We start from the raw sequence: 26088 nt of genomic DNA on the forward strand, positions 1-26088 counted from the left end.
GACTCGCGACACGCCTCACGACCGTCGGGGGGCGGCCGTGAGGCGTGGACGAGCTGGTCCGCACCGCCGCAACATCACACCCATCAACCACATTTAGGAGTGCTCCCAGATGACTGAGATCACCGCTCACCATGGCCTGTTCAAGAACACCGACCTGCACGTTGACGACACCGCCGGCCCCGGACGGGCCGTGCTGCTCATTCACGGCTGGCCACTGTCGGGTGAATCGTGGTCGGCGCAGGTGCCCGCCCTGCAGGGGGCCGGGTATCGCGTCATCACCTATGACCGGCGCGGGTTCGGTCGCAGCGACAAGCCGGCGCGCGGCTACAGCTACGACACCCTCGCCGAGGACCTGAACGCCCTCATTACCGAACTCGATCTGACCGACCTGACATTGGTCGGCTTCTCCATGGGCGGCGGGGAGGTTGCTCGCTACTGCTCCATCTATGGCACCGACCGGCTGCACAGCGTGGTGTTCGCCTCCGCCGTCACCCCGTACATGCTGCACACCGACGACAACCCGGACGGGCCGCTGAGCAAGGCCAAGGCGGCAAAGCTCACTGCAGGGCTGACCAAGGACGAGGACAGCTTCTACGACCAGTTCACGACCGAGTTCTTTACCTCCTTCTCCCCGCCGATGACTGACGAGCAAGGCACGCTGATGGTGAGCGAGCAGCAGCGCCAAGAAGCGATCGTGCTGTGCAAGCAGGCCGACAAGAAAGCCGCGCTGGCCTGCCTGACCGCGTTCGGCACCACCGACTTCCGCGATGACCTGCCCAAGGTCAACGTGCCGGCGCTAATCCTGCACGGAGAGCTCGACGGCACCGTCCCGTTCGAAGGATCCGGTCAGCGCACCCACGCGGCGTTGCCCGGCAGCGAGCTGAACGTCATCGCCGGCGCACCCCACGGCGTCAACGTCAGCCACGCCGCGGAGTTCAACACCGCCCTGATCACGTTCCTGGCGAAATGACCCGGCCGACAACCTAACCGACGGTCGCCGCGACACCGTTGCCCACGGATCCCTCCACATCGGAGTCGTCCACCTGCGGTGGTCACTTCAACGAAGCCAAGGAGCACCACATGCGTGCACTCGTGTACCACGGTCCGAAGAACGTCTCCGTCGACGAGGTCGCGGACGCGACCGTCGAGAAACCGACCGATGCCCTGATCAGGATCACGACCACGAACATCTGCGGCAGTGATCTGCACATGTACGAGGGACGCACCGATGTGGAGGTCGGCAAGGTTCTCGGCCACGAGAACATGGGCGAGGTCATCGAGGTCGGTTCCGGCGTCGACCGCGTCAAGGTCGGCGACATGGTGTGTCTGCCGTTCAACATCGGCTGCGGTTTCTGCAAGAACTGCGAGGCCGGGCTCACCGGCTTCTGCCTGACCGCAAACCCCGGGAGTGCCGGCGCCGCCTACGGCTACGCCGACATGGGCCCCTACAACGGCGGACAGGCCGAGCTGCTCCGCGTGCCCTACGCTGACTGGAACGCCCTGGTGCTGCCCGAGGATGCGCGGGAGAAGGAGAAGGACTACGTCATGTTGTCCGACATCCTGCCCACCGGCTACCACGGCACTGAGCTGGCCCAGGTCGGCATCGGCGACTCGGTCGTCATCTGGGGCGCCGGGCCCGTCGGGCTCATGGCCGTGATGTCGGCCGACCTGCGCGGCGCGGATCAGATCTTCGTGGTCGACCGTCAACCCGACCGTCTCAAGCTGGCCGAGACGATGGGCGCCACGCCGATCGACGACTCCGCCGGCGACGCGGTGCAGCAGGTGCTGGACGCGACGCGCGGCGAGGGCGCTGACCGCGGCGTGGAGGCCGTCGGCTACCAGGCCCACGACCACCAGGGCCACGAAAAGCCGGGTCTGACGATCAACAACCTGATCCAGGCCGTGCGGCCCACCGGGCGCATCGGCGTCGTCGGGGTCTTCGTGCCCGAGGACCCGAACGCTTCCGACGGCCTGGCCAAAGAGGGCAAGTTCGGATTCGACTTCGGCACCTTCTTCTTCAAAGGTCAGTCGATGGGCACCGGGCAGTGCAACACCAAGCAGTACAACCGCCAGCTGCGCAACCTGATCCACCGCGACAAGCTCAACCCGGGCGTCATCGTCAGCCACGAGCTCAACCTCGACCAGGCCGCCGAGGGTTACAAGAATTTCGACGATCGCCTCGACGGCTGGACCAAGGTCCTGCTCCACCCCTGACCGAGACCGCCCACGACCCACCCTACGAATGAGGAGTGTTCACCTACATGTTCGACAAGAAGACCAACATCGCCGCCCAGCAAGCCTTCGGTGACGCCGTCAACAGCGGCAACCTGAACGCCTTCGACCAGCTCGTACATGCCAAGGCCGTCGACCACGACCCGGCACCAGGCCAGGGCGCCGGCCCCGACGGGTTCAAGGGGATGTTCACCGACATGCGGACCGCGTTCCCGGACCTGCACGTCGAGGTCGAGACTCTGGTTGCCGACGACGATCAGGTCGCGTTCGCCTACACCCTCACTGGAACTCACCAGGGACCGTTCCAGGGCCACGACGCCACCGGCAAACCCATCAAGGTTCGCGGCGTGCAGATCAGCAAGTTCGCCGACGGCCTGCTCGTCGAACGATGGGGCAGCAGCGACGAGCTCGGCATCATGACCCAACTCGGCCTGGCCTGACCGCGTCCATAGCCCTCAAGGCGCGTGCGTGTCGAGGATTTCGATGTGCGGGCGCCGTTCCCGGCTACCGGCCACCTTGCGAGCGAGGAGCATCACATGAATGCACCAGGTTTCCTGCGCGGCGCAGCCGCAGGAGCAGCGGGTACGACAGCACTCAACGCGACCACCTACCTGGACATGGCCATCCGCGGCAGAAGTACCAGCTCCGCGCCCCAAGATCTCGTCAAGATCGCCGCGGATAAGGCGGGCGTGGACATCCCCGGCGACGGCGATGAACGCGACAACCGGCTCGCCGGTTTGGGCCCGCTGTCCGGGACTGCGGTCGGCGCGGCCGTCGGCGCCCTGGCCGGTTCACTTCACCGCACCCTCCGCACACGCGGGCACGCCATTCCGGCACTGATCGCTGTCCCGCTGATCTCGGCCGCGGCCATGGCGACGTCAGACCTCCCGCTGAAGCTGTTCGGGATCAGCGACCCGGCCAAGTGGAAGAGCGCCGACTGGGCGGCCGACGCAGTCCCGCACCTCGTCTTCGGCGCTGCCACCTACGCGACGCTGCGCGCCACCGACGACCGATGAAACCGAAGCCACGCCGGGACCCGATGCTCAGCCGCTTCCCGTGCCATGTAACCGATCTTGAATACCACCCCGACGGCAGCAGCCGGATAGTGACGTCACCGGAGGCGGATGCGCCCGCAATGACCGAGCACTCCGAGGTCTGGGGTGAGTAGCGCTCCTCGTGTTCCGTTGAATTACGTGAGGCGAGGGAGCGGCAGCCCGCTGTTGCTCGTGCACGGTCTGGGTGCTGGGTGGCAATCGTGGTCGCCAATCCTCGATGAACTGGCCGAGCGTCGCGAGGTGATCGCCGTCGACCTGCCGGGATTTGGCGAGACGCCGCCGTTGACCGGCGAGATCTCGATCGCCACCCTGACCGACTCCGTCGCGGACTTCATCCGTGAACAGGGTCTGGACGGGGTGTCGACCGTCGGCCAGTCGATGGGCGGCCGGATGGTGCTCGAGCTCGCGCGGCGAGGCGTCGGCGGCGACACGGTGGCGTTGGACCCGGGCGGTTTCTGGAATGACCGTGAGGTCGCCGTCTTCGGCGCCACGCTGCGGCCGTCGATCGCGTTGGTCAAGGCGTTGCGGGGCAGGCTGCCGGCGCTGCTCGGTAGCCCGGTGGGAAGGACTGTGCTGCTGGCGCAGTTGTCGGCACGGCCGTGGGCGCTGTCGCGCGAGACCGTGCTGCCGGACGTGCGCGGGCTGGCCGACTCCCCGTCGACCGGTGCCGCCCTGGGCGCCCTGATCAAGGGGCCCAGGCAACAGGGAGCCCCGGCTGGCACAGTGCCCGGCCGGGTCACGATCGGGTGGGGTCGTCGTGACCTGGTGACCGTGCCGAGACAAGCTGCACGTGCCACGGAGTTCTACCCCGACGCGGTGCTGCACTGGTTCGAGCGATGCGGTCACTTTCCACAGTGGGACGCACCGCACGAAGCGATCCGACTGATTCTCGACAGCACCGAATGAGGTTCGCGGCGAATAGGGGCGACCCCGTCCCAGCCATCACGCGCCCGAGCGCTCCTGCGTACAAGGCTTGAGTAGCGTCGCGCAATGCGACTGACGGTGCTCGGCGGCGGGGGCGCATACCCGACACCCGAACGAGGGTGCAGCGGCTACCTGATCGAGCATGCCGGCTTTCGACTCCTGCTCGACCCCGGCTACGCCACGCTGCCCGCATTACTCGAACACGTCGGTGCCGCGGCGGTGGACGCCGTGTTCGTGAGCCATGCACACGGCGACCACTGCGCCGGCCTGAATCCGCTGCTGCGGATACTGCACCTGGACCCGGACCACCTGTCACCGCTGCCGGTGTTCGCTCTGCCTGGCGCCGTCGACCCGGTCCTGGCCCTCGACGCCGACATGAAGCTGGACGACCAGGCCGACGTGCACGAGTTCGACGCCGGCGCAGAGCTGACCGTCGGACCGTTCACGCTGCACACCGCCAGCCTGTCGCACTTCGTCGACAACGTCGGGCTGCGGATCGAGACCGGCGGCGTTTCGCTGGCCTATTCCGGCGACGGCGGCGCCGATCCGGCACTCCGTTCCCTCGCCGCACAGGCCACCGTCTTGCTCACCGAGGCGACCTTCGTCGAGGACGTGCCACCAAACTCCCGAGGATCGCTGAGCAGCGCTGCCCTGGCCGCCGAGTACGCGAACCTCGCCGACGTCGGCAGACTCGTCCTGACCCATCTGTGGCCCGGGACCGACCCTGACGACGCGTCGAGAACTGCTCGCCGCGGCTACGCCGGGCCGATCGACGTCGCCACGCCGGGCCTGATCGTCGACGTGCGCTGAAGCGAGCCGGCACCAACGCGACGGACGACAAGGCACTGCTACAGGCTCTCGCTACTCCCGCAGTTGTCAGCCAGCCGACGTGCGCCGGCAGTTCGGGAACGACGTGACCAACGTGCGTCGTCAACACCCCGAGCTGACCACGCGACGTGGCTTCCGCCAGCCGCGCCTTGACACGTCACGAAACCAGTTTGATCAACTTGCAACTTGACGGCCAGGACACCTGACGCGTCAAAGGGCCGGAACAACCGCGCAACCGTTACCCTTCGACCTTCGTCAACACCAATCAAGCGTTTACCGGAAACGGCACGCATGCTACCAATATGGGTAGTGAGGTCACCCCTGTCGGGGTGACCTTTCACCATTCTTACGGTCATTGTTGGTTGTTATTGGCGGGTGCTGAATAGGTGCGTGGCGGGGTCAAGGTGTACCGGGGTGCGGCTGCTGCTGCCCGGCACTATGTGGAGGCTGACCGGGGCCGCGCCGATGACTACTACCTCGCCGAGGGCACCGGAATCGCCGAGCGTTTCCGGACCTCACACGTCGGGCAGGTGACGTGTGAGGTGCCGATGACCGGCGACAACTACGAGGCCTGGGTCGCCGGTTTCGACCCGCAAACTGGCGAGCCCAAAGGCCGATTGCGAAATGACGCGAATGCGGTCCGGTTCGTCGAGGTCGTCGTCAACGGACCGAAAACGTGGTCGCTGGCGGCGGAATTGCACCCGGACATTTCCGCAGCTTATGACGCCGCGCAGGACGCGGCCGCGCAGCAAATTGTGGCGTGGTTGGCGCAGCACGCGACCACCCGGGTCGGTCCGCGCGGTGCGCAACTACAGGTTCCGGTGACGGAATTGGATGCCGTCACGGTGCGGCATTACACCTCACGGGCGGGTGATCCGCACCGCCATCTGCACCTACAAATAAACGCCCGGGTGCTCGCTGAGGGGTCGTGGCGGGGGCTGCACACGGTCGGGGTGCGGGACTCGATCGAGGCCATCAACGGCCTCGGGCACGCCGCGGTGATGACCGACCCGGGCTTCCGGGACGCGCTCGCCGCGCACGGTTTCACCCTGGACGCGGACACCGGTGAGATCACTCAGCTGGCCGAGTGCGTGGGTCCGTTCAGTGCGCGGGCGGCGCAGATCGGCCGCCACCTCGACACCTACGAGACCGCCTGGCGGGCCGCGAACCCCGGCCAGGAACCCGGGCCGGCGCTGCGCCGGAGCTGGGATCGCCGCGCCTGGGCGCAGGCGCGACCGGACAAGGTCGTGCCCGCCGACGGGCAAGAGTTGACCACGCGATGGGTCGGCGAACTGCACGCGCTTGGCTACCGCCACCAACTGAAACCCGCCGCGGTGGACGCATCACCGGTCGGCAGAATCGACCGCGATGCCGCGGTCGAGGAAGTGCTGGCGCGGCTCGCGGCACGCCGGTCTGGGTGGAACGCCGCCGACATCCGCGGCCAGGTCGAGACCCTGATTGGGCGCTCCAACGTGGTGGTCGACCCCGCGGTGCGGGCCGAGCTGGCCGAAGACGTGACCGCCCGCACGCTCGCGGTCTGTGTGCCGTTGCTGCACCGTAACGGCGTCCCTGAACACATCCGCGCCCTCACCTCCCGGCAGGTTCTCGCGGTCGAGGCCGACCTCACCACCCGCCTCGCAGCCCGCGCCAACGTGGTCCTGGTTGGGACAGACGGGTCCGCTCCTGAACAACACAACGTTCCCGAGCACGTCCAAGCTGGGCTCGATGCAGGCCAACGGGAGGTGGTCACCGCGGTCGTGAGCGGGCGTCGCCTGCTGGTCGTGGAGGGCGCGGCCGGGGCAGGGAAGACCACGATGCTGGCTGCAGCGCGCACCGTGCTGGAGCAGTCGGGAACGCGGTTGCGGGTCGTGACACCGACGCGGAAAGCGGCGCGGGTGGCGGCCGAGCAGGTCGGCAGCGACGCCTCCTCCGCAGCATGGCTGGCCTACCAGCACGGCTACCGATGGGACCAAAACGGTGTCTGGACCCGCCTCGCCGCCGGTGACCTCGACTCCGACGCGGGCGCCGTCTACGTCGGCCCGAAGCCGTCGGCGGTGCTCGCGGCGGGTGATGTGTTGCTGGTGGACGAGGCCGGGATGCTGGATCAGGACACCGCCCGGGCGGTGTTCACGATCGCCGACGAACACGACGCGCGGCTTGTGCTGTTCGGCGATCGGCACCAGCTGCCGGCGGTCGGGCGTGGGGGAGTGCTCGACCTCGCCGCCCGCTGGGCCGGCCCTGACGCGTGCCTCACCCTGGAGACGGTGCACCGCTTCACTCGCGCCGACACCGACATCGACGGGGTCGAACAGGTCGTGCCGGACGAGCAATACGCGCATCTCAGCCTGGCCATGCGCACCGGCACCGACCCAGACACCGTCTTTGACGCCCTTCTTAACCGCGGGCAGATCGCCGTCCATGCGACCGAGCCAGAGCGGCTCGCCGCCCTCGCCACCGATACCGCCGAGGCTCACGCCGCAGGCGGGGCGCCGCTCGTGATCGCGGACACCCATGAGCAGGTCGCCGCGCTCAACCACGCCATCCGCGACGCCCTCATCACCATCGGCCAGGTCGACGACACCCGCACCGGCACCATCGCCGGCAGCTCAGTCGGTGTCGGCGACCGGGTGGTGACCCGCCGCAACGACACCACCCTCGACGTCGCAAACCGCGACACCTGGACCGTCACCGCCGTGCACCGCGACGGCGCCCTGACCGTCACCGGCGAGCACAGCACCCGCGTCCTGCCCGCCGACTACGCACGCAAGTTCATTGAGCTCGGCTACGCGACCACCGTGCACGGGGTGCAAGGCGACACCGCCCGCACCGCGCATCTGGTGGTCGGGGAGCACACCAGTGCGGCGTCGGCCTACGTCGGGATGACCCGCGGCCGCACTGCCAACACCGCCCACCTCGTCGCCGACAACCTCGACGACGCGCGGGAGCAGTGGCTCGCGGTGTTCGCCCGCGACCGGGCCGACCTCGGCCCCGCCCACGCCGCCGAACTGGCTGCGGCCGAGGCCGCCCGCTACGCCGAACCCCGACCCCTCGATCACGTCATTGCCGAGCTGCGCGACGCCTGGACGAGGGAACAAGACGCAACCGAACTCATCCGCGACCTCGAGCCCAGGCTGGTGCGGATGGACATGCTCGCCGCGCTCCGTGCGCACGCGGACGCCGTCCTGCCCGTTCTGGCCGACGCCGACCGGGCGGCCCGCGCCGCCGCTGTGCAAGCTGCGGAGCTGCTACGACACACCGAGAACGTTGCCGCGCATGACGTGGAACGACTACGGGAGGCGTTGCTCGACACCTGGGACAACCAGCGAGGCGCCGCCACGGCAGCCGGCGCCACCATCACCGCCAAGCCCGCCCGACTCGGCCACCGCCGCGCCCAACAGGCCGCGATCAACGAGGCCCGCGCCGCGCTCGAGCAATGGGCAGACACCTGGCGCACCTACGTCGACCTGCCCACCGACCTCGACGCGTTGGCCCGCGCCGCCAGCCGGCCCGACAATCGGGCCGCCCTGTGGGAGCAGCTCGACTACCAAGCACGCCAACACGTTGAACGAGCGCACCCCGAGTACAGCCACGACCGATCTGCTGCCGAGCACGCCCGCGCCGTCGCCACGCAGGCACACACCGCCCACCGCGACACCGCCCGAGACATCAACCTGCGACTACAGCGCCTCGGCCCAGCCCGACACACCCCCCACCCCTTTGAGGCCGCCGCAGAGCTGCGCCGCGCCCTTATCGCTGCGCAAGCCCGACACAACCAGGCACAGACCGACGTCGCCGCGCTGACCAGCGAACCCGCGCTGCGGGCTCGACCCGCAGACCGTGTCATCAACGAACGCGCCCGCTGGCACCACGACCGAGACGCCGCCCGTGCTGAGGCTGCGCGGCAGCAGGCAGCCGCACGTGCCGCGACCGCCCGAGTCGAAACCCGTGCAGGCGCCGGCGTCAGCTCGCCAACGCCGCACCATCAACCCCAGCCACGCCAACCAGACCAGGGGCGCGGCTACGGTCGCTGACCGACCCACCGGGCTTGACCGACGGCCGCGCCGAAAAGGTCAAAGAAAGTTGCCGGCCGGTGACAGCAAACGACGTCCGTTTGCACCTGTTCGTTGTGTGAGGCCACCGCAAACACCGCAGACCGGCCTGCCGGCACCCATTCCGCCGGCGCGGCCCTGCAACCAACAACTTCGCGGCTCGGTGTCACTTTCCGAACTCGCCCCCGCACGTAGATCGGTAGAAGCAGCCCACGACAGCAGGAAGGAGCCCGCCACGATCAGGCCACCCCCACCCCGACCATCACAAACCGATAACAAAACCGTCCCCGACTTCCGGTCAGGGTCCAAAAAAGCGCCCTACCCCGGTGAAGACAACCCACCCACCAACAAGGAGCAGACCATGACCAGCAACCACCACACCGACGTCCGCGCCCATGCGAACCCCGGCAGCAACCGAGAGCAAGACCAGAAACTGCTCACCATCGTCGAAGCCGCCGACATCGTCCGCGCACCTGTCGCCACCCTGCGCTACTGGCGACACCTCGGCACCGGACCCCGCAGCTTCCGCCTCGGCCGACGCGTCCTCTACCGCTACGACGACCTCATCACCTGGATCAACGACCAACACGACGGCCCACACGCCGCCTAACCCCGGCCAAGCCGTCACCAGCCGGACGTACCCTGCTGCCACTCGAGAAAGAGGGACCCATGGCTAGCATCGCGAAACGAGACGACGGCCGCTGGCGAGCTCGGTATCGGGACGACGCCGGCAAGGAGCACGCTCAGCACTTCACCCGCAAGGTCGACGCCCAGCGTTGGCTCGACAGTGTCGCTTCCTCGCAGCTGCGCGGCGACTACGTCGATCCCAAGCTCGCAAAGGCCACGGTGAACGCCTGGTGCGAGACCTGGCTGGCCGGTTACCGGTCACGTCGCCCTCGCACCGTTCGTCAGGCCGAGGTGCACCTGAAACTGATCTGTCGAGAATTCGGACCAGTGCCGCTGTCGGCGTTGAGACCGTCGAACGTCAGAGCCTGGACGGCAAAACTCAAAGCCGAAGGGCGAGCGGACTCCTACGTGTATGCCCTGCATTCGCGTCTGTCGCAGATCATGAGCGACGCGGTGCACGACGGGGTTATCGCACGCAACCCCTGCTCACGGCGCACGTCGCCCAGAACAGGTTCGCAACGGCCATACGTCGCGACTACCGAGCAGATCTGGGCGCTGCACGACGCCGTGCCGCCAGCAATGTCAGCATCCATATTGCTCGGAGCCTTCGTTGGGCTACGACTCGCTGAGGTGGCAGCGCTACGCGTCAGCGACGTCGACTTCATGCGTGGGGTGGTCACCCCCGCCATCCAATGGCCGGCAAACCCGCTGAAGTCCGAGACCAGCCGTACCGCGGTACCGATTCCCAATGATCTCGCGCTGCTGCTGGCCGAGTGCTGGAAAGGCAATCTGGCTCGCGGTTTCGTGCTCGACGAATACGCCAACCCGGCCAACCCGTGGACCATCCAGCGCGGCATGCGCGATGCGCGCGCCAAGGTCCGCGGCCTGCCGCCGGAGTTCCGGTTTCAGGATCTGCGGCATTACTTCGCCAGTCTGCTCATCGCCGACGGCCTGGACGTCAAGGTCGTCCAGGCGCGGCTGCGCCACGCCAGCGCCAAGACCACGCTCGACGTCTACGGCCACCTCTGGCCGGACCGTGACGAGGTCTCCAGGGCCGCGGTGTCGGCCGCGATCGCGGCACGGCCGCAGATTTCTTGCGGACTTTTTGCGGACTAGCGGATGATTCAGACCTCCGCGGACGACTGGAGGCCCCAGAATCCAGGGCCTCCAGCGTCGAACAGGTCTAGATGTTGTAGTACAGGTCGAACTCGTACGGGTGCGGACGCAGGCGGACCGGGTCGATCTCGTTCACGCGCTTGTAGCTGATCCACGCCTGGATGAGGTCTTCGGTGAAGACTCCGCCCTCGGTCAGGTACTCGTGGTCCTCCTCGAGCCGGTCGATGACCGCACCGAGCGAGCCCGGCACCTGCGGGATCGACGCGGCCTCGTCCGGCGGCAGCTCGTAGAGGTCCTTGTCGACGGGGGCCGGCGGCTCGATCTTGTTGCGGATGCCGTCGATGCCGGCCATGACCATCGCCGAGAACGCGAGGTAGGGGTTGCACGACGGGTCCGGGACCCGGTACTCGATGCGCTTGGCCTTGGGGTTGGTGCCCGTGATGGGCACCCGGATGCAGGCCGAGCGGTTGCCGGCGGAGTAGACCAGATTGACCGGCGCCTCGTACCCGGGCACCAACCGGTGGTAGCTGTTGACGGTGGGGTTGGTGAAAGCCAGTGCCGACGGGGCGTGCTTGAGCAGGCCGCCGACGTACCACCGCGCGGTGTCGGACAGGCCGGCGTACCCGGTCTCGTCGTAGAACAGCGGCTCGCCGTCCTTCCACAGCGACTGGTGGCAGTGCATGCCCGAGCCGTTGTCACCGAACAGCGGCTTCGGCATGAACGTGGCCGACTTGCCGTTGCGCCACGCCACGTTCTTGACGATGTACTTGAACAGAAGGATCTCGTCGGCGGCGTGGGTCAGCGTGTTGAACTTGTAGTTGATCTCGGCCTGACCGCCGGTGCCGACCTCGTGGTGGGCGCGCTCGAGGTCCAGCCCCGCGGCCATCAGTTCGTGGCTGATCTCGTCGCGCAGGTCGGCGAAGTGGTCGTAGGGGGACACCGGGAAGTACCCGCCCTTGACGTTCGTCTTGTAGCCGAGGTTGCCGCCGTCTTCCTTGCGGCCGGTGTTCCAGTAACCCTCTTCGGAATCGATCTCGTAGAACGAGCCGTTCATCTTGGTCTCGAACCGGATGTCGTCGAAGACGTAGAACTCGGCCTCGGGACCGAAGTACACGGTGTCGGCGATGCCGGTGGACTTCAGGTACTCCTCGGCCTTCGTCGCGACCTGACGGGGGTCGCGGTCGTACTTCTCGCCGGTGCGCGGCTCGTAGATCGAGTGATTGATGTTCAGCGTCTTGCGGGCCCGGAACGGATCGACGTAGGCCGTCGTCGGGTCCGGGATCAGCTTGAGGTCGGACTTGTCGATCGAGGCGAAGCCGCGGATGGAGGAGCCGTCGAACATCTGGCCCTCCGTGAACGACTCCTCCGAGAAGTTGGACGCCGGCACGTTGAAGTGCTGCTGCACGCCCGGGAGGTCGGTGAACCGGATATCGATGAACTCGACGCCCTCGTTCTTGATGTAGGCCAAGACCTCTTCTGAGTTACTGAACATCCGTCCTCCGTTGGGCGCCGTGTCGAACTGCGAAACTATCGCGTCCGCAGTTGCTGGTAGGTGTCCCGATTGTTGCCGCCATGTTTCGGGGCTGCCCTCTCAGCCGCTCCACGGCCCGTGTCAGGACCGGACGACGGCGGTGTCGGTGAGCCGGTCCTGCAGGCCCCGCCCGTCGCGATCGAAGACCAGTGCGGGAACGAGCAGGAAGAGCAGCACGGTGCGCACGAGCGCACGCCAGGGATCGACGGCGGCGGTGCGGTCGACCCGGATCACGCGCAGGCTGAACAGGTACATCCCGACGGTGCGGCCGGCGAGCAGGATGCCCACCAGGTAGTCGACGGCGAGCGGAATCAGGCTCCACGAGCCGGGCAGCTTGTCGACGAACGTGCTGCCACGGCCCCGCACGAACAACGAGGCCACCAGCGTGGAGGCGATCGTGTCCACCACGAACGCTCCGAGCCGGGGGCCGAAGCTGGTCAGCGAACCGGACCCGGACGCCGGCAGGCCGAGCTTCTCGCCGCGGTAGGCCTGCGGGGTCGTCATCGCAGTCAGGAGCGACGGCGGACGGTGCGCTGGACGTTACGCATCTTGGCGCCCGCGGGCATCGGACCCTGGGGGAGCGGCGACTTGGCGCCCCCGAGGGCGGACAGTCGCTTCTCAAGGGTGCGGACCTGGTCCTTGCTCAGGTTGGTGGGCAGTTTGAGCAGGTAGCGGTTCAGCTTCGACAGCCGGACCTCGTCGCCCTCGGAGCCGATGATGATGTCGTAGATGGGGGTGTCGCCGACGACCCGGGCGGTCCGCTTCTTCTCCTGTGCGAGCAGGCCCCGCACGCGGTGCGGAGCGCCCTCGCCGACCAGGACCACCCCGGGCCGGCCCACGAGACGGTGCACCGCATCGAGCTGGGTGGTGCCGGCTACGGCCTGGGTGAGCCGCCAGTCGCCCCGCAACTGCTGCTGCAGCATGTAGCCGGCGGCGCCGGCCTGCCCTTCGGCCTGGGAGAACATCGACGCCTGCGCCCGCCGGGAGAACACGAGCATGGCGACGAAGATGCCGATCAGCAGCGCCAGGACGATCGGGATCCAGGGGGAACCGGTGATGAGGTAGGCCACCACGAAGACCACGGCAGCGGTGACGACGAAGCTGCCGATCAGGTAGAGCAGGAACTTCGGGTCGCTCTGCCGGGTCAGGGTGAAGGCCTGCTTGAGGTTGCTCCAGGTCTCGCGGCGCTTCGCCCGTTTGGCCCCCCGCAGGGCGGCCTTGTCGGCGCGTGACAGCTTCGCGGGTTTGCCCGCCCCGGCAGATTTGGCCATAGTGCCCAGGATAGTTGCGCCGCCGCCCGACCGGGTGCGGCGGGTGCCGTCGAAATGGACCTCATGTCGAAACGCCGTGGTTCGGCCCTGCTCCTGGCCCTCCTGCTCACCGTCGCCGGGATGCTGGCCCCCGCCGCCGCCGGCGCGTCGAGCGCCTCGGCCACCCGCGCGTCGAGCGCCTCGGCCGGCACCAGAATCGTCACGGTGGCCAAGCGCTACGTGGGCAAGGCCCGGTATCGCAAGGGCGGCGCCAGCCCGCGTCGGGGTTTCGACTGCTCGGGATACACCCGCTACGTCTACCAGACCGCCAAGGTGCGCACCCTGCCCCACAACGCCGAGGGCCAGCGGCACAGCAAACACATGCGCCGCATCTCGGCTCGGTCGGCCCGCCCCGGCGACCTGGTGTTCTACATGTCCGGTGGCCGGGCGTTCCACGTGGCGATCTACGCCGGTCACCACATGCAGTACGCGGCGGCCACGACCACCGACGGCATCCGCTACCAGCACGTCTGGTCCAAGCGCGTCCAGTACCGCACCGACTGGCACTGATCCGAGCGCCGACTCAGGCGCTGACCGGGGCCTGACCGCTACCGGGCCGACGTCGCCCGATCGTGGGGACGGCCACTTTTACCGCCCCCCGCGTCGGTTTCCTGCCGTCACGGCTTGCTTCCGTGGTCCCTGCCTTCCGCGCGGCACCGCAGCCGCGTGGGGACCCAAGAGGAGGCACGAATGACCGCACAGCAGCACGGTGCAGGCCACGAGCGCCACGACCACGCACCGTCCACCCGTCGCCGGGTGGCCACCGCAGCAGCGCTGGGCGTCGCCGCGTGCACGGCCGCCGGCGGCGCTGTACTCGCCGCCGCACCGGCCGGCGCCGCGACCGCACCGAACCACGGCAGCGTCAGCTACGCCTGGCAGGACCGTTCGACGCACACCCTGCACATCAGGGGATACGCCTACAAGGCACATTCGAACCGCTCCACGAATGTCGCCGTCTACGTCGACGGCAAGCGCGTGCACACGTCAGCGGCCAAGAACGCGAGCCCCGTCTACGACCGGCATCACCACCTCAAGGGCAAGCACGGCTTCCGGTCGTCGTTCCGCGCGCCGTCCGGATCGCACACCGTGACCCTCAAGGCCGGTGGCCGAAAGCTGACGTCGAGACACATCACGCAGTACCGCTCGACCGGGGCCTACCTGGTCTTCGTGGCACGCAAGCACGTGGGCGCCACGTACCGCTACGGCGCGGACGGCCCGCGTGCCTTCGATTGCTCGGGCTACGCCAAGTACGTGTTCGGCAAGACCGACGTCGCCACGCTGCCGCACAACGCGGAGTCGCAGCGGCACGCGCGCCACATGCACGGCGTGTCGAAGAAGTCCGCCCGTCCGGGCGATCTCGTCTTCTACCTCAGCGGCGGCGACGCCTACCACGTCGCGATCTACGCAGGTCACGGCAAGCAGTACTCGGCGACCAATCCGAGCCGTGGGGTCGAGTACAGCAAGATCTCGTCACGCCACGTCGTGTTCAAGACCGACTGGCACTGAACACCGACCGGCACTGACCGCGTCGGCACCGCACGACGACAGCGCCCGATCTCACGGTCGGGCGCTGTCGTCGCGTTCAGCTGCGGGCGTCGATCGCCTGCTGGTACAGGCGGCCCGCCCGGTAGGACGAGCGCACGAGGGGGCCGGACATGACCCCGGCGAAACCGATCTCCTCGGCCTCCTCGCGCAGGGCCACGAACTCGTCGGGCTTCACCCAGCGCTCAACCGGGTGATGCTTCGGCGACGGCCGCAGGTACTGGGTGATGGTGATGAGCTCGCAGCCTGCGTCGTGGAGATCCTGCAGCGCCTCGCTGATCTCGTGTCGCTCCTCACCCATGCCGAGGATGAGGTTCGACTTGGTGACGAGGCCGTCGGCGCGAGCGGCCCGGATGACGTCGAGCGAACGCTCGTAGCGGAAGCCCGGGCGGATCCGCTTGAAGATGCGCGGCACGGTCTCGACGTTGTGGGCGAACACCTCGGGACGCGAGGCGAACACCTCGGCCAGCAGCTCGGGCACGGCGTTGAAGTCGGGCGCCAGCAGCTCGACCCCGGTGCCGGGGTTCTGCTCGTGGATCTGGCGCACGGTCTCGGCGTAGAGCCAGGCCCCACCGTCGACGAGGTCGTCGCGGGCGACGCCGGTGATGGTGGCGTAGCGGAGCTGCATGGTGCGCACCGACTCGCCGACCCGGCGTGGTTCGTCGCGGTCGAGGGCGAGCGGCCGCCCGGTGTCGATCTGGCAGAAGTCGCAACGCCGCGTGCACTGGTCACCGCCGATGAGGAACGTGGCCTCGCGGTCCTCCCAGCACTCGTAGATGTTGGGGCAGCCCGCCTCCTGGCACACGGTGTGCAGGCCCTCGGTGCGCACCAGGGTCTGCAGCGCCTTGTACTCCGGGCCCATGGTGGCGCGCGTCTTGATCCACTCGGGTTTGCGCTCAATCGGGGTCTCGGTGTTGCGCTGCTCCACGCGCAGCAGACGGCGACCTTCGGGGGCGGCGGGACGAACGGCAGTCACGTCTTCGAGCGTACGCGGGGCGACGTCGACGACCTGCCCGCGGCCGTAGCGGCTCAGACGGTGGCCGTGTCCCAGCTCAGCAGTGCGGGCAGACGGCGCTCGACCACCGGCAGCACCTCGGCCACCGGGACGTCGCGGCCGAGCTCGCGGGACAGGCTGGTGACGGACGCGTCGGTGATGCCGCAGGGGACGATGCGGTCGAAGTGGGCGAGGTCCGGGTCACAGTTGAGGGCGAAACCGTGCAGGGTCACGCCCTGCGCGACGCGGACGCCGATGGCCGCGATCTTGCGGTCGGGGCCACGGTCGTCAGCCGGCAGCCACACCCCGCTGCGCCCCTCGACCTGTCCGGCGTCGACGCCGACCTCGGCGCAGACCGCGATGAGCACCGTCTCCATGCGGCGCACGTACGCAACGACGTCGACGGGGTCGGGGAGGCGCAGGATCGGGTAGCCGACCAGCTGCCCGGGGCCGTGCCAGGTGATGAGGCCGCCGCGGTCGACGTCGATGACCGGTGTGCCGTCGGTGGGACGCTGCCACGCCTCGGTGCGCTTACCGGCGGTGTAGACGGACGGATGCTCGAGCAGCAGGACGGTGTCGGGGGCCCGGCCGGCCACGACCTCGGCGTGCACCTCACGCTGACGTGCCCAGGCGTCCTGGTAGGGCACCAGACCGGCCCGCACGCTACGCAGCTCGCTCATGCGACCGAATCTAGTCCTCGGGCGCCGTCGGGGTGTCCTGGCCGTGTCGTGGCCGTGTCCTGGCCGTGTCCTGGTGGTGCATGACGAATGTCAGGGGCGATTCGGGGTTTAACCCCATCGCCCCGTGTCGGTGGGGCTCGCTACCGTTCTATCGCCGGAATACCTATGGCTGGGAGAAATGATGAGAAGCATCGCCGAATTCGCCGTCCGTCGACGGTGGTTCGTCATCATGGGCTGGCTGGTCCTGATCGTGGCCGCGCAAGGGTTCGCCAGCGCGGCCGGCGGTGCGGCCTACAAGGACACCTTCAGCCTGCCGCACACCGAGACCGCATCCGTGGCCCACCTTCTGAAGAAGGCCGGTCTCGACAACCAGAACGGCGTGTCCGGCACCGTGGTCCTGCACCAGAAGTCGGGGTCGTTCTCGGGCGCCCCGTCGTCGCTGGCGCCGGCCCTGGCCAAGCTGTGCCGCTCGGGCAACGACGTCGTCTCCGCCGCGAGCCCCTGGCAGTCGGTCTCGTGCGCCAAGCCCGGCGCGTCGGGCGCCGGCAACGCCAAGCTGCTCAACACGGCCCGCGGCTCGAACACCGCGCTGGTGCAGCTCACCTGGAAGGCCGGCAAGTACGACCAGACGCTGTTCACCAACACCTACGACCAGCTCAAGTCCCTGCGCAGCTCGCAGCTGCAGGTCGAGTTCACCGGCAACGCGTTCCAGGGCATCGGCCAGAGCTCGGGCTCCGGCAGCTCCATCTTCATCGGTTTCGGGGCGGCGCTGATCATCCTGGCCCTGGTCTTCCGCACCGTCGCCGCGACCGTGCTGCCGCTGGCCAGTGCCGTGGTCGCCCTCGTCGGTGGCCTGGGCGTCATCTACCTGCTCAGCCACGTCATCAACGTCTCGAACATCACCCCCTACCTCGCCGAACTCATGGTCATCGGGGTCGGCGTCGACTACGCCCTGTTCATCGTCACCCGACATCGACGAAACCTGAGACGCGGTGTCCCGCTCAACGAGTCCATCGTGCTGGCCATCAACACCTCCGGCCGCGCGGTGCTGTTCGCGGGCACGACGGTGTGCATCGCCATCCTCGGCCTCATCGCGCTGGGCGTCAGCTTCTTCAACGGCATGGCCGTGGCCACCGCCCTGGCCGTCGGCTTCACCATGGCGGCGTCGCTGACCTTGCTGCCCGCGCTGCTCAGCCTGTTCGGGCTCAAGGTCCTGCCCCGCAAGCAGCGGGCCGCCGTGCGTGAGGGCCGCTTCGACTCCGACCAGCAGGTCGGGCTGTGGGCGCGCTGGTCGCGTTTCGTCGAGCGGCGCAGCATCGTCGTGGCCATTGGTGCCGCGGTGGTGATGGTCGCGCTGGCCATCCCGTTCTTCTCCCTCGAGCTGGGCAGCAGCGACCAGGGCAGCGACCCGAAGACCTCGACCACCCGGGCCGGTTACGACCTGATCAGCAAGGACTTCGGCGTCGGCTACAACTCGGCGCTGGAAGCCGTGGTCAGCGGCCCCGGCGCCTCGGACCGGGCCTACCTGCAGAAGGTGTCCGCCGCGCTCATCGCGACCAAGGGCATCGACCGCTCCAGCGTGGCGGCCGCACCGCTGACCAAGGACGTCGCCTTCGTGTCGTTCAAGACGACGAGCTCTCCGCAGTCGGAGAAGACCTACAACGTCGTGCGTCACCTGCGTTCCACCACGTTCCCGCAGCTCTACCAGGGCACGTCGAACCACATCTACGCCTACGGCGAGACAGCCATCAACGTCGACTTCGCCAAGGTGCTGAGCCGCAAGATGCCGCTGTTCATCGCGGTCGTGGTCGGGTTGTCGTTCCTGCTGCTCATGATCGCCTTCCGCAGCCTGATGGTGCCGCTGACCGCGGCCGTCATGAACCTGCTCGCCGCCGGCGGCTCGTTCGGCCTCGCCGTGGGCATCTTCCAGTTCGGCTGGTTCTCCGACGCCATGGGCGCCGGCCCTGGAGGGCCCATCGACGCCTGGATCCCGGTGATGCTGTTCGCCATCCTGTTCGGGCTCTCGATGGACTACCAGGTGTTCCTCGTCAGCCGGATGCACGAGGAGTGGGTGCACACGCGCGACAACAAGCGGGCGGTCACCGTCGGCCAGTCCGAGACGGGCGGCATCATCACCGCCGCCGCGTTGATCATGATTGCCGTGTTCCTGGGCTTCCTGCTCACCCCCGGTCGGCCGATCAAGATCTTCGGCACCGGCCTGGCCACCGCGGTCTTCCTGGATGCGTTCATCCTGCGCACGATGCTGGTGCCGGCGCTCATGCACATCTTCGGGCGCAGCAACTGGTACCTGCCGAAGTGGCTCGACAGGGTGACGCCGCGGCTCTCGGTCGAGCCGCCGGACACGCCGGTGGAACCTGCGCCACCGGCGCGCACCGAAGCGCGGGTTGGGTAGCGTTCCGCCATGACGCTGACCGACGAGGCGCAGGGCCCCAGCGGCCCTGCGCCGGCCGGCAAGACCTCCAAACCCCGTGTCGTCTGGGTGTTCGGGGCGCTTGCGCTGCTGTTCTTCCTTGTCGGGTTCGGCGGCCTGTCCTTCCAGGGCAAGCTGAGCAACGTACAGAAGAACGACAACTCCTCGTTCTCACCCGGGTCCGCGGACTCGACCAAGGTCACGAATGCGATGGAGAAGTTTGCGTCCACCCAGACCATCCCCGGCTTCATCGTCTTCCAGCGCGACAGCGGCCTGACCACCGCCGACAAGAGCTACATCGCCGGCAAGGTCGCCGTGTTCCGCACGATCACGAACGTCGCCGGTGACCAGCTCGGGCCGCCGACCTACAGCTCGAGCGGCCCGCGTGCCGGCAAGGTCGCGTCGATTGCGGTACCGCTGGTCGGCAAGGAGAACGGCAAGAGCCGCACCGGGCCACAGCTCGTCGACGCCGAGAAAGCCGTCATCAAGGCGGCGAAGGCCGGCGCGCCGGACGGGCTCGTCGTGCACAGCGCGGGCGCCGGCGGGGTGCTGGTCGCCTTCATCGACGCGTTCTCCGGTCTCGACGGCACCCTGCTGATCTCGGCCGGGCTCGTCGTGATCGTCATCCTACTGTTCGTCTACCGCAGCCCGGTCCTGTGGTTCTTCCCGCTGTTCAGCTCGGTGCTGGCCCTCGGCGCGGCGTCGATCATCATCTACGGGCTGGCCAAGAGCGGCACCATCACCCTGAACGGGCAGAGCCAGGGCATCCTGTCGGTGCTGGTCATCGGGGCGGGCACCGACTACGCCTTGCTGCTCGTCAGCCGGTACCGCGAGGAGCTGCACAACTACGAGAGCCGGGTCGCGGCGATGATCGCGGCGTGGAAGGGCGCGGCGCCGCCCATCCTGGCCTCGGCCGTCACCGTCATCCTCGGCCTCATCTGCCTGAGCTTCGCCGAGCTGAACTCGACCGCGGGCCTGGGCCCGGTGTGTGCCATCGGCATCGGCTGCACGGTCGTCATCATGCTCACCGTGCTGCCCGCGCTGCTCGTGCTCGCCGGGCGCTGGATCTTCTGGCCCAAGCGGCCGACGGTCGACCACCGCATCGACTTCGCCGAGACGCACCCCACCTGGACGCGGTTCTCGCGGGCCATCACCACCCACCGGCGACGCAGCTGGGGCGGCGCGGGCATCGTGCTGGTCGCCTGCGCCATCGCCGTCGTCACGCTGAACACCGGCGGCCTGTCGACCATCGACGGGTTCACCAACAAGCCGGACGCGGTCACCGGCCAGCACGTCTACGACGACGCGTTCCCTTCCTCGAAGGGCGCGGGAGCGCCGGCCGACATCCTCGTCGACGCGAGCAAGAGCTCGGCGGTGATCGCCGCGGCCAAGAAGGTCGACGGTGTCGATGCGCGACAGGTCTGCGTCGAGACGGACTTCTCCAAGCTGCGGACCGCGTCGAAGGCCGACCTGGCGACGTTCGCCCGGACCGGCTGCGCGCCGGCGTCGTTACAGGTGCGGCCGCAGAACGGCAAGACGCTCGTGGCGGCCACGCTGACCAACAGCTACGACACCCAGCCGGCGTACAACACCATCACGCGGCTCCGGTCGGACCTGAAGAGCGTCGACGACACTGCGCTCGTCGGGGGCAGCTCGGCGGTCAACCTCGACATCCAGGACGCGTCACGCCACGACCGGAACCTCATCATCCCGTTGGTGTTGCTCGTCATCCTCATCGTGCTGGGGCTCGTGCTGCGGGCGCTGATCGCACCGATCCTGCTCATCCTCACCGTGGTGCTGTCGTTCCTGGCGTCCCTGGGCGTCAGCGCACTGTTCTTCAATCACGTCTTCCACTTCGCGAACGCCGACCCGGCGTTCCCGCTGTTCGCGTTCGTGTTCCTGGTGGCGCTGGGCATCGACTACAACATCTTCCTGATGACCCGCGTCCGTGAGGAGACCCTCGAGCACGGCACCCGGCAGGGCATCGTGCGCGGCCTGGCGGTCACCGGCGGCGTCATCACCTCCGCAGGCGTCGTGCTCGCGGCCACCTTCGTGGTGCTGGGCGTCCTGCCCATCGTCTTCCTGGCCGAGCTCGGGTTCACGGTCGCGTTCGGCGTCCTGCTCGACACCATCGTGGTGCGCTCGATCCTGGTGCCGGCGCTCGCCTACGACATCGGCAAGAAGATCTGGTGGCCGTCCAAGCTGGCCGCCGCGTCCGCCGCCGACTGACGGGCCTCATCCGAAGCGGCGCGGGTCGGTTGAGGGGATGCGGGTCGGTCAGAGCTGGCGCGGGTCGATCCGGGTCTCCACCGCGCGACCGTCGTCGCCACGCTCGACGAAGTAGGCGCCCTTCCCGTCCTGCTCGGTGACCGCCTCGACCAGTTCGGTGCCGCGGTAGAGCAGCCCGACCCCGTCGTCGGTGGCGTACCCGGCGGGCAGGGTGCCGTCGGCGATCAGGGACTGGAACAGCGGCCGTCGCTGCTCCTCCGAGTCGTAGTGCACCCCGTTCGAGAAGGGCACCAGACCCAGGCCGTTGGTGATCGGGCGCAGCTCCGGGCCGAAGGAATCCGTGGTGCCGCCGACGTGCCAGCAGATCGAACCCGCCGACACGCCCGTCAGCACGACTCCCGCCTCCCACGCCGTGCGCATCGCGGTGTCGAAGCCGTGCAGGCGCCACATGGCGAGCAACCCGGCGACGCTGCCGCCCCACACCCAGACGACGTCCTGTTCGAGCAGGTGCGCGGTGACGTCCTCGACGTTGGGCATCCCGAACGTCAGCAGGTGCGACGGGTCGAGGCCGCGCTGCTGGGCGGCGGCGTAGAAGTTGTAGATCGTGGTGGTGTCGTCGCCGAGCGCGGTGGCCAGGAAGCACACCTTCGGCCGGCGGCCGTCGGTGCCGGCGAGGTCCAGGGCGTACTCGGTGAGCGGGCCGAGCTCCCAGCGGATGCGAGCGGCGGGCACGATCCCGCCGGAGGTGGCCAGGATGGTCGGCGCGTCGGCAGTCACGTCGACGAGCCTAGAGATGTCGTTGCGCCTGGCGGTCATGAGCCGTCGGCCGCCGGGGCTGGAACCGGGCCGCGCACACCGCGATGAACCGGCCTGTGGACAACAGCGTCGAGGTGGCGATCGGCGCTTACGGTGACCGGCATGAACGGGGCATGGCGACTGCGGGGGTACGTCGTCGAGGGGCTGCTGGGCCACGGCGGTGCCGGTGAGGTCTGGCGGGCCCGGGTCGCCGCGACGGGGGAGAAGGTGGCCCTCAAGCGGCTCGCCGTGCGCGACGACGCGCAGGTGCGGCGGGCCACGGCGGAGGCCGCCAAGCTCACCGTCCTGGACCATCCGCACCTGGTCCGCCTGCACGCGCTCGTACCCGACCGGACCGACGTCGTGCTCGTGCTCGACCTGGCCGAGGGCGGCTCGCTCGCCGACCTGCTGGCCGTGCGTGGCCGGTTGACGCCGGGCGAGGTCATCACGGCCGTCGCGCCGGTCGCTGCCGCCCTGGCCCACGTGCACGCCGCGGGGGTCGTGCACGGCGACGTCACGCCCGCAAACATCCTGTTCACCGCCGGCGGCAACGCGCTGCTCGCCGACCTCGGGGTCGCACGCCTGACCGGCCAGGACGACGACGCCGAGAGCACGCCGGCCTACGTCGACCCGGGCGTGGCGGCCGGGGGCATTCCGTCCGAGCTCAGCGACGTCTTCATGCTGGCTGCGACCGCGCTGCACGCGCTCACCGGCGAGCTGCCGTGGCCGGGGCCGGACGCCGAGCAGGCGCTGGCCCAGGCCCGCGGTGGCGACCTGGGTCCGCTCCCGGCCCGGCTCGCCGACGCGGGCGTTCCCGAGCCGATGGCCGCGGTCCTGTGCCGCGCCCTCGACCGCAATCCCGGACGGCGGGGTACGGCGGCGGCGTTCGCGCTGGACCTGCGTCACAGCGGTGTGCCTGTCGCCGTCGAGCTCGACGCCGGCCGGGTCCGCCGCGAACCCGCCCTCCGCGAGCCGGTACCGCCCGCGCCGACCGAGACCCGGCCCCGGCGGGGACGCCATGCCGCCCCGCCAGCGCCGGCACGCAGCGGTCGCCGTGGGGGGTCGGCCGCCCTTGCCGCGCCTGCGTCCAAGCCGCCGGTCGCGTCCGCCCCCGTGTGGGCGTCGGGCCTTCGCAACCGCTCGGAGCCGTTCGACCGGCCGTCGTTCTCCCGGCCGGTGCTGGCCGCGACGGGCGGCGGCGCAGCCCCGGACCCGGCGCCCCGGGGCGCGCCGCCTCCGACCAGCCGCGTCGCGCCGATGCCCCGGCCGCAGCTACCGGCCCCGCCGCGTGGACGCCGTACCCGCGGTCACCGGCCGCGGGCCACCGTCGTCGCTGTCGCCCTCGCGGTCGTCGTGGCCCTCGGGGCCGGTGCCCTGCTGTGGCGGCGACACCTGGACACCTCGGCGGCCGCGGCGCAACCTCCCGCCCCGGCGTCCGGGGCGCCGGACCGGTCCACAACGTCCGGGGCGCCGGGCCGGGCCACGACGACCCCGACGTCGGCGGTGGCGCCGCGGTCGGCGCCGCTGACCGTGCCGGTGCCCGTGGTGGTGCCGTCACCACCCTCTGCCGTGACCTGGGCGGCCCGCGTGTCGGCCCTGGACGCCGTCCGCGCACGGGCCTTCGCGGCCCGCCGCCCGGAGCTGCTGCGCACGGTCTACGCCGCACCGTCCCTGCTCCGCGCCGACTCCGCGCTGCTGATGCGCATCGTCCCGTCCGGGTGCGGGTTGCGCGGCGTCCGCACCGCCTACCGCGACGTACGGGTGACCACCTCGGGCGGGCGCGCGGTCGTCACGGCGTCCGCGGCCCTGCCGGCCAGCACGCTGGTGTGCGACGGCGTGGTCCGCGGCCGGGCCCCCGCCGTCGTACCCACCCGCATCCGGATGACGCTGGCCGGGCCCGTCGCCTCGGCCCGCATCGTCGACCAGCGGCCGGCGTGAACGGGCCCCGGCGGGTCAGCGCAGCTCGGACTCCAGCGCGGACGTGAGGTCGGGGTGGGTGAAGGTGAAGCCGGCGTCCTGCAGCGCGGCCGGGACGGCGTTCTGCCCGGTGAGCACGTCACCCGCGAACTCGCCCAGCGCGATCCGGGCCGCGAACCCCGGCACCGGGAGGATCGTCGGCCGGTGCAGCAGGCCGCCGAGGGTCTTGGTGAACTCGGCGTTCGTCACCGGGTTCGGCGCGGTGAGGTTGGCCGCGCCGGGCACGTCGTTCTCGATGACGAAGCGCATGGCCGCCACCTCGTCGGTGACCGAGATCCACGGGAAGTACTGCCGACCCGATCCGAGCCGCCCGCCGATGCCGAGCTTGACGATGAGGCCGAGCCGGGGCAGCAGGCCACCCTTCTTCGCCAGCACCAGGCCGGTGCGCAGATGGCTGACCGTGATACCTGCCGCGCGGGCGGGGTCCGCAGCGCGCTCCCACTGCACGCACACGTCGGCCAGGAAGCCGTCGCCGGGCGGGGTGGACTCGTCGACCCGCCGGTCGCCGGTGTCGCCGTAGTAGCCGACCGCCGAGGCACACACGAGCTTGCCGGAGCTGCCGGCCCCGGCCATCGCGGTGGCCAGCGTGCCCACGGAGTCGACGCGGCTCTGCAGGATCGTCTTCTTGTACGACGCCGTCCACCGCCGGTCGCCGACACCCGCACCGGACAGGCACACGACGACGTCCACACCGTCCAGCACCGACGGGTCCAGAACCCCGGCGGCGGGGTCCCATCGGTGCTCGTCCGGCCCGGACGGCTCCCGGCGCACCAGCGTGCGTACGGTGTGGCCGTCGGCGAGCAGGTCGTCACGCAAAGCAGGGCCGAGCAGTCCGGACGCCCCGGCGAGCAGCAGCAACATGTGTTCGTCCTACCCGGCTGCCGCCCGGTTCAGCTCAGCCCGAGCGCGCGTTCGAACGCCCCGGCCTCCAGACGCTGCTTCATGGTGACCAGGAAGCGGGCGGCGTCCGCCCCGTCGACGATGCGGTGGTCGTAGGACAGGGCCAGGTAGACCATGGAGCGCACCGCGATGGTCTCGCCGAGGTCCTCGTCGTCGATGACGACCGGCCGCTTGACGACGGCGCCGGTGCCCAGGATGCCGACCTGCGGCTGGTTGATGATCGGGGTGTCGAACAACGCCCCGCGGCTGCCGGTGTTGGTCAGCGTGAACGTGCCGCCACCGAGTTCGTCCGGGCTCACCTTGTTGGTGCGGGTGCGCTCGGCGAGATCGGCGATCTTGCGGGCGAGGCCGCCCAGGTTGAGGTCGCCGGCATCGTGGATGACCGGGACGAGCAGGCCGCGGTCGGTGTCGACGGCGATGCCGAGGTGTTCGGCGTCGTGGAAGGTGACCTCCTTCTTCTCCACGTCGACGGAGGAGTTGACGACCGGGTGGGCCTTGAGCGCCTCGACCGCCGCCGCCGCGAAGAACGGCAGGAAGGTCAGCTTGACCCCCTCGCGCGCCTCGAAGTCGGCCTTGGCGCGCTGCCGCAGCCGGGCGATCCGGGTGACGTCGACCTCGACCACCGTGGTCAGCTGCGCGGAGATCTGCAGCGACTCGACCATCCGGGCTGCGATGACCTGACGCATCCGGGACAGCGGCTCGGTCTTGCCCCGTTGGTGGGTGACCGTGGCGGCCGCGGTGGCAGCTGCGGCCGGCTGGTCGGTGGCGCCCGCGGCGGACTGGGCCGCGCTCGAGGATGCCGCGCCGGACGGTGCCGCGCTTGACCGCGCGGCGGGGGGAGCGGCCGCGGCGGCCTGCTCGGCCGCTC

22 protein-coding genes are annotated in these 26088 nt (G+C 69.4%); 14 read left to right on the forward strand and 8 right to left on the reverse strand.

What is annotated here, in order from left to right; translation table 11 throughout:
• The first annotated feature begins 109 nt into the window (after positions 1 to 109).
• From ACFFCA_RS07920 to ACFFCA_RS07960, 9 genes are all read left to right on the forward strand, one after another.
• Positions 110 to 970 carry an alpha/beta fold hydrolase gene (locus ACFFCA_RS07920; protein WP_375483515.1) on the forward strand — a complete coding sequence of 287 codons (861 nt, stop codon included), beginning with the start codon at positions 110 to 112 and terminating at the stop codon, positions 968 to 970.
• A 110-nt stretch (positions 971 to 1080) separates the two neighbouring features.
• Positions 1081 to 2214: a glutathione-independent formaldehyde dehydrogenase gene (locus ACFFCA_RS07925; protein ID WP_375483517.1), complete on the forward strand. Its 1134-nt coding sequence runs from the start codon at positions 1081 to 1083 to the stop codon at positions 2212 to 2214.
• 47 nt (positions 2215 to 2261) lie between these two features.
• Positions 2262 to 2672, forward strand: coding sequence for an ester cyclase (locus ACFFCA_RS07930; protein ID WP_375483564.1), 411 nt, complete (start codon positions 2262 to 2264; stop codon positions 2670 to 2672).
• A gap of 96 nt (positions 2673 to 2768) precedes the next feature.
• Entirely contained in the window at positions 2769 to 3248 is a 480-nt protein-coding gene (locus ACFFCA_RS07935) for a hypothetical protein (RefSeq protein ID WP_375483519.1), read from the forward strand.
• Between the two features lie 168 nt (positions 3249 to 3416).
• Entirely contained in the window at positions 3417 to 4193 is a 777-nt protein-coding gene (locus ACFFCA_RS07940; RefSeq protein ID WP_375483521.1) for an alpha/beta fold hydrolase, read from the forward strand.
• An 84-nt stretch (positions 4194 to 4277) separates the two neighbouring features.
• Positions 4278 to 5021 carry an MBL fold metallo-hydrolase gene (locus tag ACFFCA_RS07945; RefSeq protein WP_375483523.1) on the forward strand — a complete coding sequence of 248 codons (744 nt, stop codon included), beginning with the start codon at positions 4278 to 4280 and terminating at the stop codon, positions 5019 to 5021.
• A gap of 458 nt (positions 5022 to 5479) precedes the next feature.
• Complete coding sequence (gene mobF / locus ACFFCA_RS07950; protein ID WP_375483525.1) at positions 5480 to 9070, forward strand: MobF family relaxase; 3591 nt, start codon at positions 5480 to 5482, stop codon at positions 9068 to 9070.
• Between the two features lie 379 nt (positions 9071 to 9449).
• Positions 9450 to 9698 carry a helix-turn-helix transcriptional regulator gene (locus ACFFCA_RS07955; RefSeq protein ID WP_375483527.1) on the forward strand — a complete coding sequence of 83 codons (249 nt, stop codon included), beginning with the start codon at positions 9450 to 9452 and terminating at the stop codon, positions 9696 to 9698.
• A 59-nt stretch (positions 9699 to 9757) separates the two neighbouring features.
• Positions 9758 to 10831, forward strand: a complete 1074-nt coding sequence (locus ACFFCA_RS07960) for a tyrosine-type recombinase/integrase (protein ID WP_375483529.1) — start codon at positions 9758 to 9760, stop codon at positions 10829 to 10831.
• 67 nt (positions 10832 to 10898) lie between these two features.
• On the opposite strand, the gene glnA is transcribed toward ACFFCA_RS07960, so the two are convergent.
• From glnA to ACFFCA_RS07975, 3 genes are all read right to left on the reverse strand, one after another.
• Positions 10899 to 12323: a type I glutamate--ammonia ligase gene (gene glnA / locus ACFFCA_RS07965; protein WP_375483531.1), complete on the reverse strand. Its 1425-nt coding sequence runs from the start codon at positions 12321 to 12323 to the stop codon at positions 10899 to 10901.
• A gap of 120 nt (positions 12324 to 12443) precedes the next feature.
• Positions 12444 to 12866 carry an RDD family protein gene (locus ACFFCA_RS07970; protein ID WP_375483533.1) on the reverse strand — a complete coding sequence of 141 codons (423 nt, stop codon included), beginning with the start codon at positions 12864 to 12866 and terminating at the stop codon, positions 12444 to 12446.
• 5 nt (positions 12867 to 12871) lie between these two features.
• On the reverse strand, positions 12872 to 13633 hold the full coding sequence (locus tag ACFFCA_RS07975; RefSeq protein ID WP_375483535.1) for a DUF4191 domain-containing protein: 762 nt from the start codon (positions 13631 to 13633) through the stop codon (positions 12872 to 12874).
• 63 nt (positions 13634 to 13696) lie between these two features.
• On the opposite strand from ACFFCA_RS07975, the gene ACFFCA_RS07980 reads away from it, so the two are divergent.
• Both ACFFCA_RS07980 and ACFFCA_RS07985 read left to right on the forward strand, forming a co-directional pair.
• Positions 13697 to 14182 (forward strand): C40 family peptidase, encoded by a 486-nt coding sequence (locus ACFFCA_RS07980; protein ID WP_375483537.1) that lies wholly within the window; start codon positions 13697 to 13699, stop codon positions 14180 to 14182.
• Positions 14183 to 14362: 180 nt separating this feature from the next.
• Complete coding sequence (locus ACFFCA_RS07985) at positions 14363 to 15178, forward strand: C40 family peptidase (RefSeq protein WP_375483539.1); 816 nt, start codon at positions 14363 to 14365, stop codon at positions 15176 to 15178.
• 76 nt (positions 15179 to 15254) lie between these two features.
• On the opposite strand, the gene lipA is transcribed toward ACFFCA_RS07985, so the two are convergent.
• Complete coding sequence (gene lipA, locus ACFFCA_RS07990) at positions 15255 to 16190, reverse strand: lipoyl synthase (protein ID WP_375483541.1); 936 nt, start codon at positions 16188 to 16190, stop codon at positions 15255 to 15257.
• Between the two features lie 53 nt (positions 16191 to 16243).
• Positions 16244 to 16888, reverse strand: coding sequence for a lipoyl(octanoyl) transferase LipB (gene lipB / locus ACFFCA_RS07995; RefSeq protein WP_375483543.1), 645 nt, complete (start codon positions 16886 to 16888; stop codon positions 16244 to 16246).
• Positions 16889 to 17069: 181 nt separating this feature from the next.
• Between lipB and ACFFCA_RS08000 the strand changes: the two genes are divergently transcribed.
• Both ACFFCA_RS08000 and ACFFCA_RS08005 read left to right on the forward strand, forming a co-directional pair.
• Positions 17070 to 19301, forward strand: a complete 2232-nt coding sequence (locus tag ACFFCA_RS08000; protein ID WP_375483545.1) for an MMPL family transporter — start codon at positions 17070 to 17072, stop codon at positions 19299 to 19301.
• Positions 19302 to 19310: 9 nt separating this feature from the next.
• Complete coding sequence (locus ACFFCA_RS08005) at positions 19311 to 21548, forward strand: MMPL family transporter (protein WP_375483547.1); 2238 nt, start codon at positions 19311 to 19313, stop codon at positions 21546 to 21548.
• Positions 21549 to 21596: 48 nt separating this feature from the next.
• Here the strand turns inward: ACFFCA_RS08005 and ACFFCA_RS08010 are convergent, their stop codons facing one another.
• Entirely contained in the window at positions 21597 to 22325 is a 729-nt protein-coding gene (locus ACFFCA_RS08010) for a Type 1 glutamine amidotransferase-like domain-containing protein (protein WP_375483549.1), read from the reverse strand.
• 141 nt (positions 22326 to 22466) lie between these two features.
• On the opposite strand from ACFFCA_RS08010, the gene ACFFCA_RS08015 reads away from it, so the two are divergent.
• On the forward strand, positions 22467 to 24281 hold the full coding sequence (locus ACFFCA_RS08015; protein WP_375483551.1) for a protein kinase: 1815 nt from the start codon (positions 22467 to 22469) through the stop codon (positions 24279 to 24281).
• 15 nt (positions 24282 to 24296) lie between these two features.
• Here ACFFCA_RS08015 and ACFFCA_RS08020 read toward each other — a convergent pair whose 3' ends face one another.
• The gene (locus tag ACFFCA_RS08020; RefSeq protein ID WP_375483553.1) at positions 24297 to 25181 is read right to left on the reverse strand and encodes a TIGR01777 family oxidoreductase; all 885 of its coding nucleotides are present in this window, start codon (positions 25179 to 25181) and stop codon (positions 24297 to 24299) included.
• Positions 25182 to 25210: 29 nt separating this feature from the next.
• Positions 25211 to 26088 (reverse strand): 2-oxoglutarate dehydrogenase, E2 component, dihydrolipoamide succinyltransferase (gene sucB / locus ACFFCA_RS08025; RefSeq protein ID WP_375483555.1); only part of this gene is annotated, 878 nt, incomplete at its 5' end.

It is taken from the genome of uncultured Jatrophihabitans sp. (genome assembly GCF_964252635.1).
Classification (GTDB): Bacteria; Actinomycetota; Actinomycetes; order Mycobacteriales; family Jatrophihabitantaceae; genus Jatrophihabitans.

Bases quoted from the DNA above. Each gene is read 5' to 3' on its own strand.
- ACFFCA_RS07920 (WP_375483515.1), top strand. From the start codon at position 110: ATGACTGAGATCACCGCTCACCATGGCCTGTTCAAGAACACCGACCTG.
- ACFFCA_RS07925 (WP_375483517.1), top strand. From the start codon at position 1,081: ATGCGTGCACTCGTGTACCACGGTCCGAAGAACGTCTCCGTCGACGAG.
- ACFFCA_RS07930 (WP_375483564.1), top strand. From the start codon at position 2,262: ATGTTCGACAAGAAGACCAACATCGCCGCCCAGCAAGCCTTCGGTGAC.
- ACFFCA_RS07935 (WP_375483519.1), top strand. From the start codon at position 2,769: ATGAATGCACCAGGTTTCCTGCGCGGCGCAGCCGCAGGAGCAGCGGGT.
- ACFFCA_RS07945 (WP_375483523.1), top strand. From the start codon at position 4,278: ATGCGACTGACGGTGCTCGGCGGCGGGGGCGCATACCCGACACCCGAA.
- ACFFCA_RS07955 (WP_375483527.1), top strand. From the start codon at position 9,450: ATGACCAGCAACCACCACACCGACGTCCGCGCCCATGCGAACCCCGGC.
- ACFFCA_RS07960 (WP_375483529.1), top strand. From the start codon at position 9,758: ATGGCTAGCATCGCGAAACGAGACGACGGCCGCTGGCGAGCTCGGTAT.
- glnA (WP_375483531.1), bottom strand. From the start codon at position 12,323: ATGTTCAGTAACTCAGAAGAGGTCTTGGCCTACATCAAGAACGAGGGC.
- ACFFCA_RS07970 (WP_375483533.1), bottom strand. From the start codon at position 12,866: ATGACGACCCCGCAGGCCTACCGCGGCGAGAAGCTCGGCCTGCCGGCG.
- ACFFCA_RS07975 (WP_375483535.1), bottom strand. From the start codon at position 13,633: ATGGCCAAATCTGCCGGGGCGGGCAAACCCGCGAAGCTGTCACGCGCC.
- ACFFCA_RS07980 (WP_375483537.1), top strand. From the start codon at position 13,697: ATGTCGAAACGCCGTGGTTCGGCCCTGCTCCTGGCCCTCCTGCTCACC.
- ACFFCA_RS07985 (WP_375483539.1), top strand. From the start codon at position 14,363: ATGACCGCACAGCAGCACGGTGCAGGCCACGAGCGCCACGACCACGCA.
- lipB (WP_375483543.1), bottom strand. From the start codon at position 16,888: ATGAGCGAGCTGCGTAGCGTGCGGGCCGGTCTGGTGCCCTACCAGGAC.
- ACFFCA_RS08000 (WP_375483545.1), top strand. From the start codon at position 17,070: ATGAGAAGCATCGCCGAATTCGCCGTCCGTCGACGGTGGTTCGTCATC.
- ACFFCA_RS08005 (WP_375483547.1), top strand. From the start codon at position 19,311: ATGACGCTGACCGACGAGGCGCAGGGCCCCAGCGGCCCTGCGCCGGCC.
- ACFFCA_RS08015 (WP_375483551.1), top strand. From the start codon at position 22,467: ATGAACGGGGCATGGCGACTGCGGGGGTACGTCGTCGAGGGGCTGCTG.
- ACFFCA_RS08020 (WP_375483553.1), bottom strand. From the start codon at position 25,181: ATGTTGCTGCTGCTCGCCGGGGCGTCCGGACTGCTCGGCCCTGCTTTG.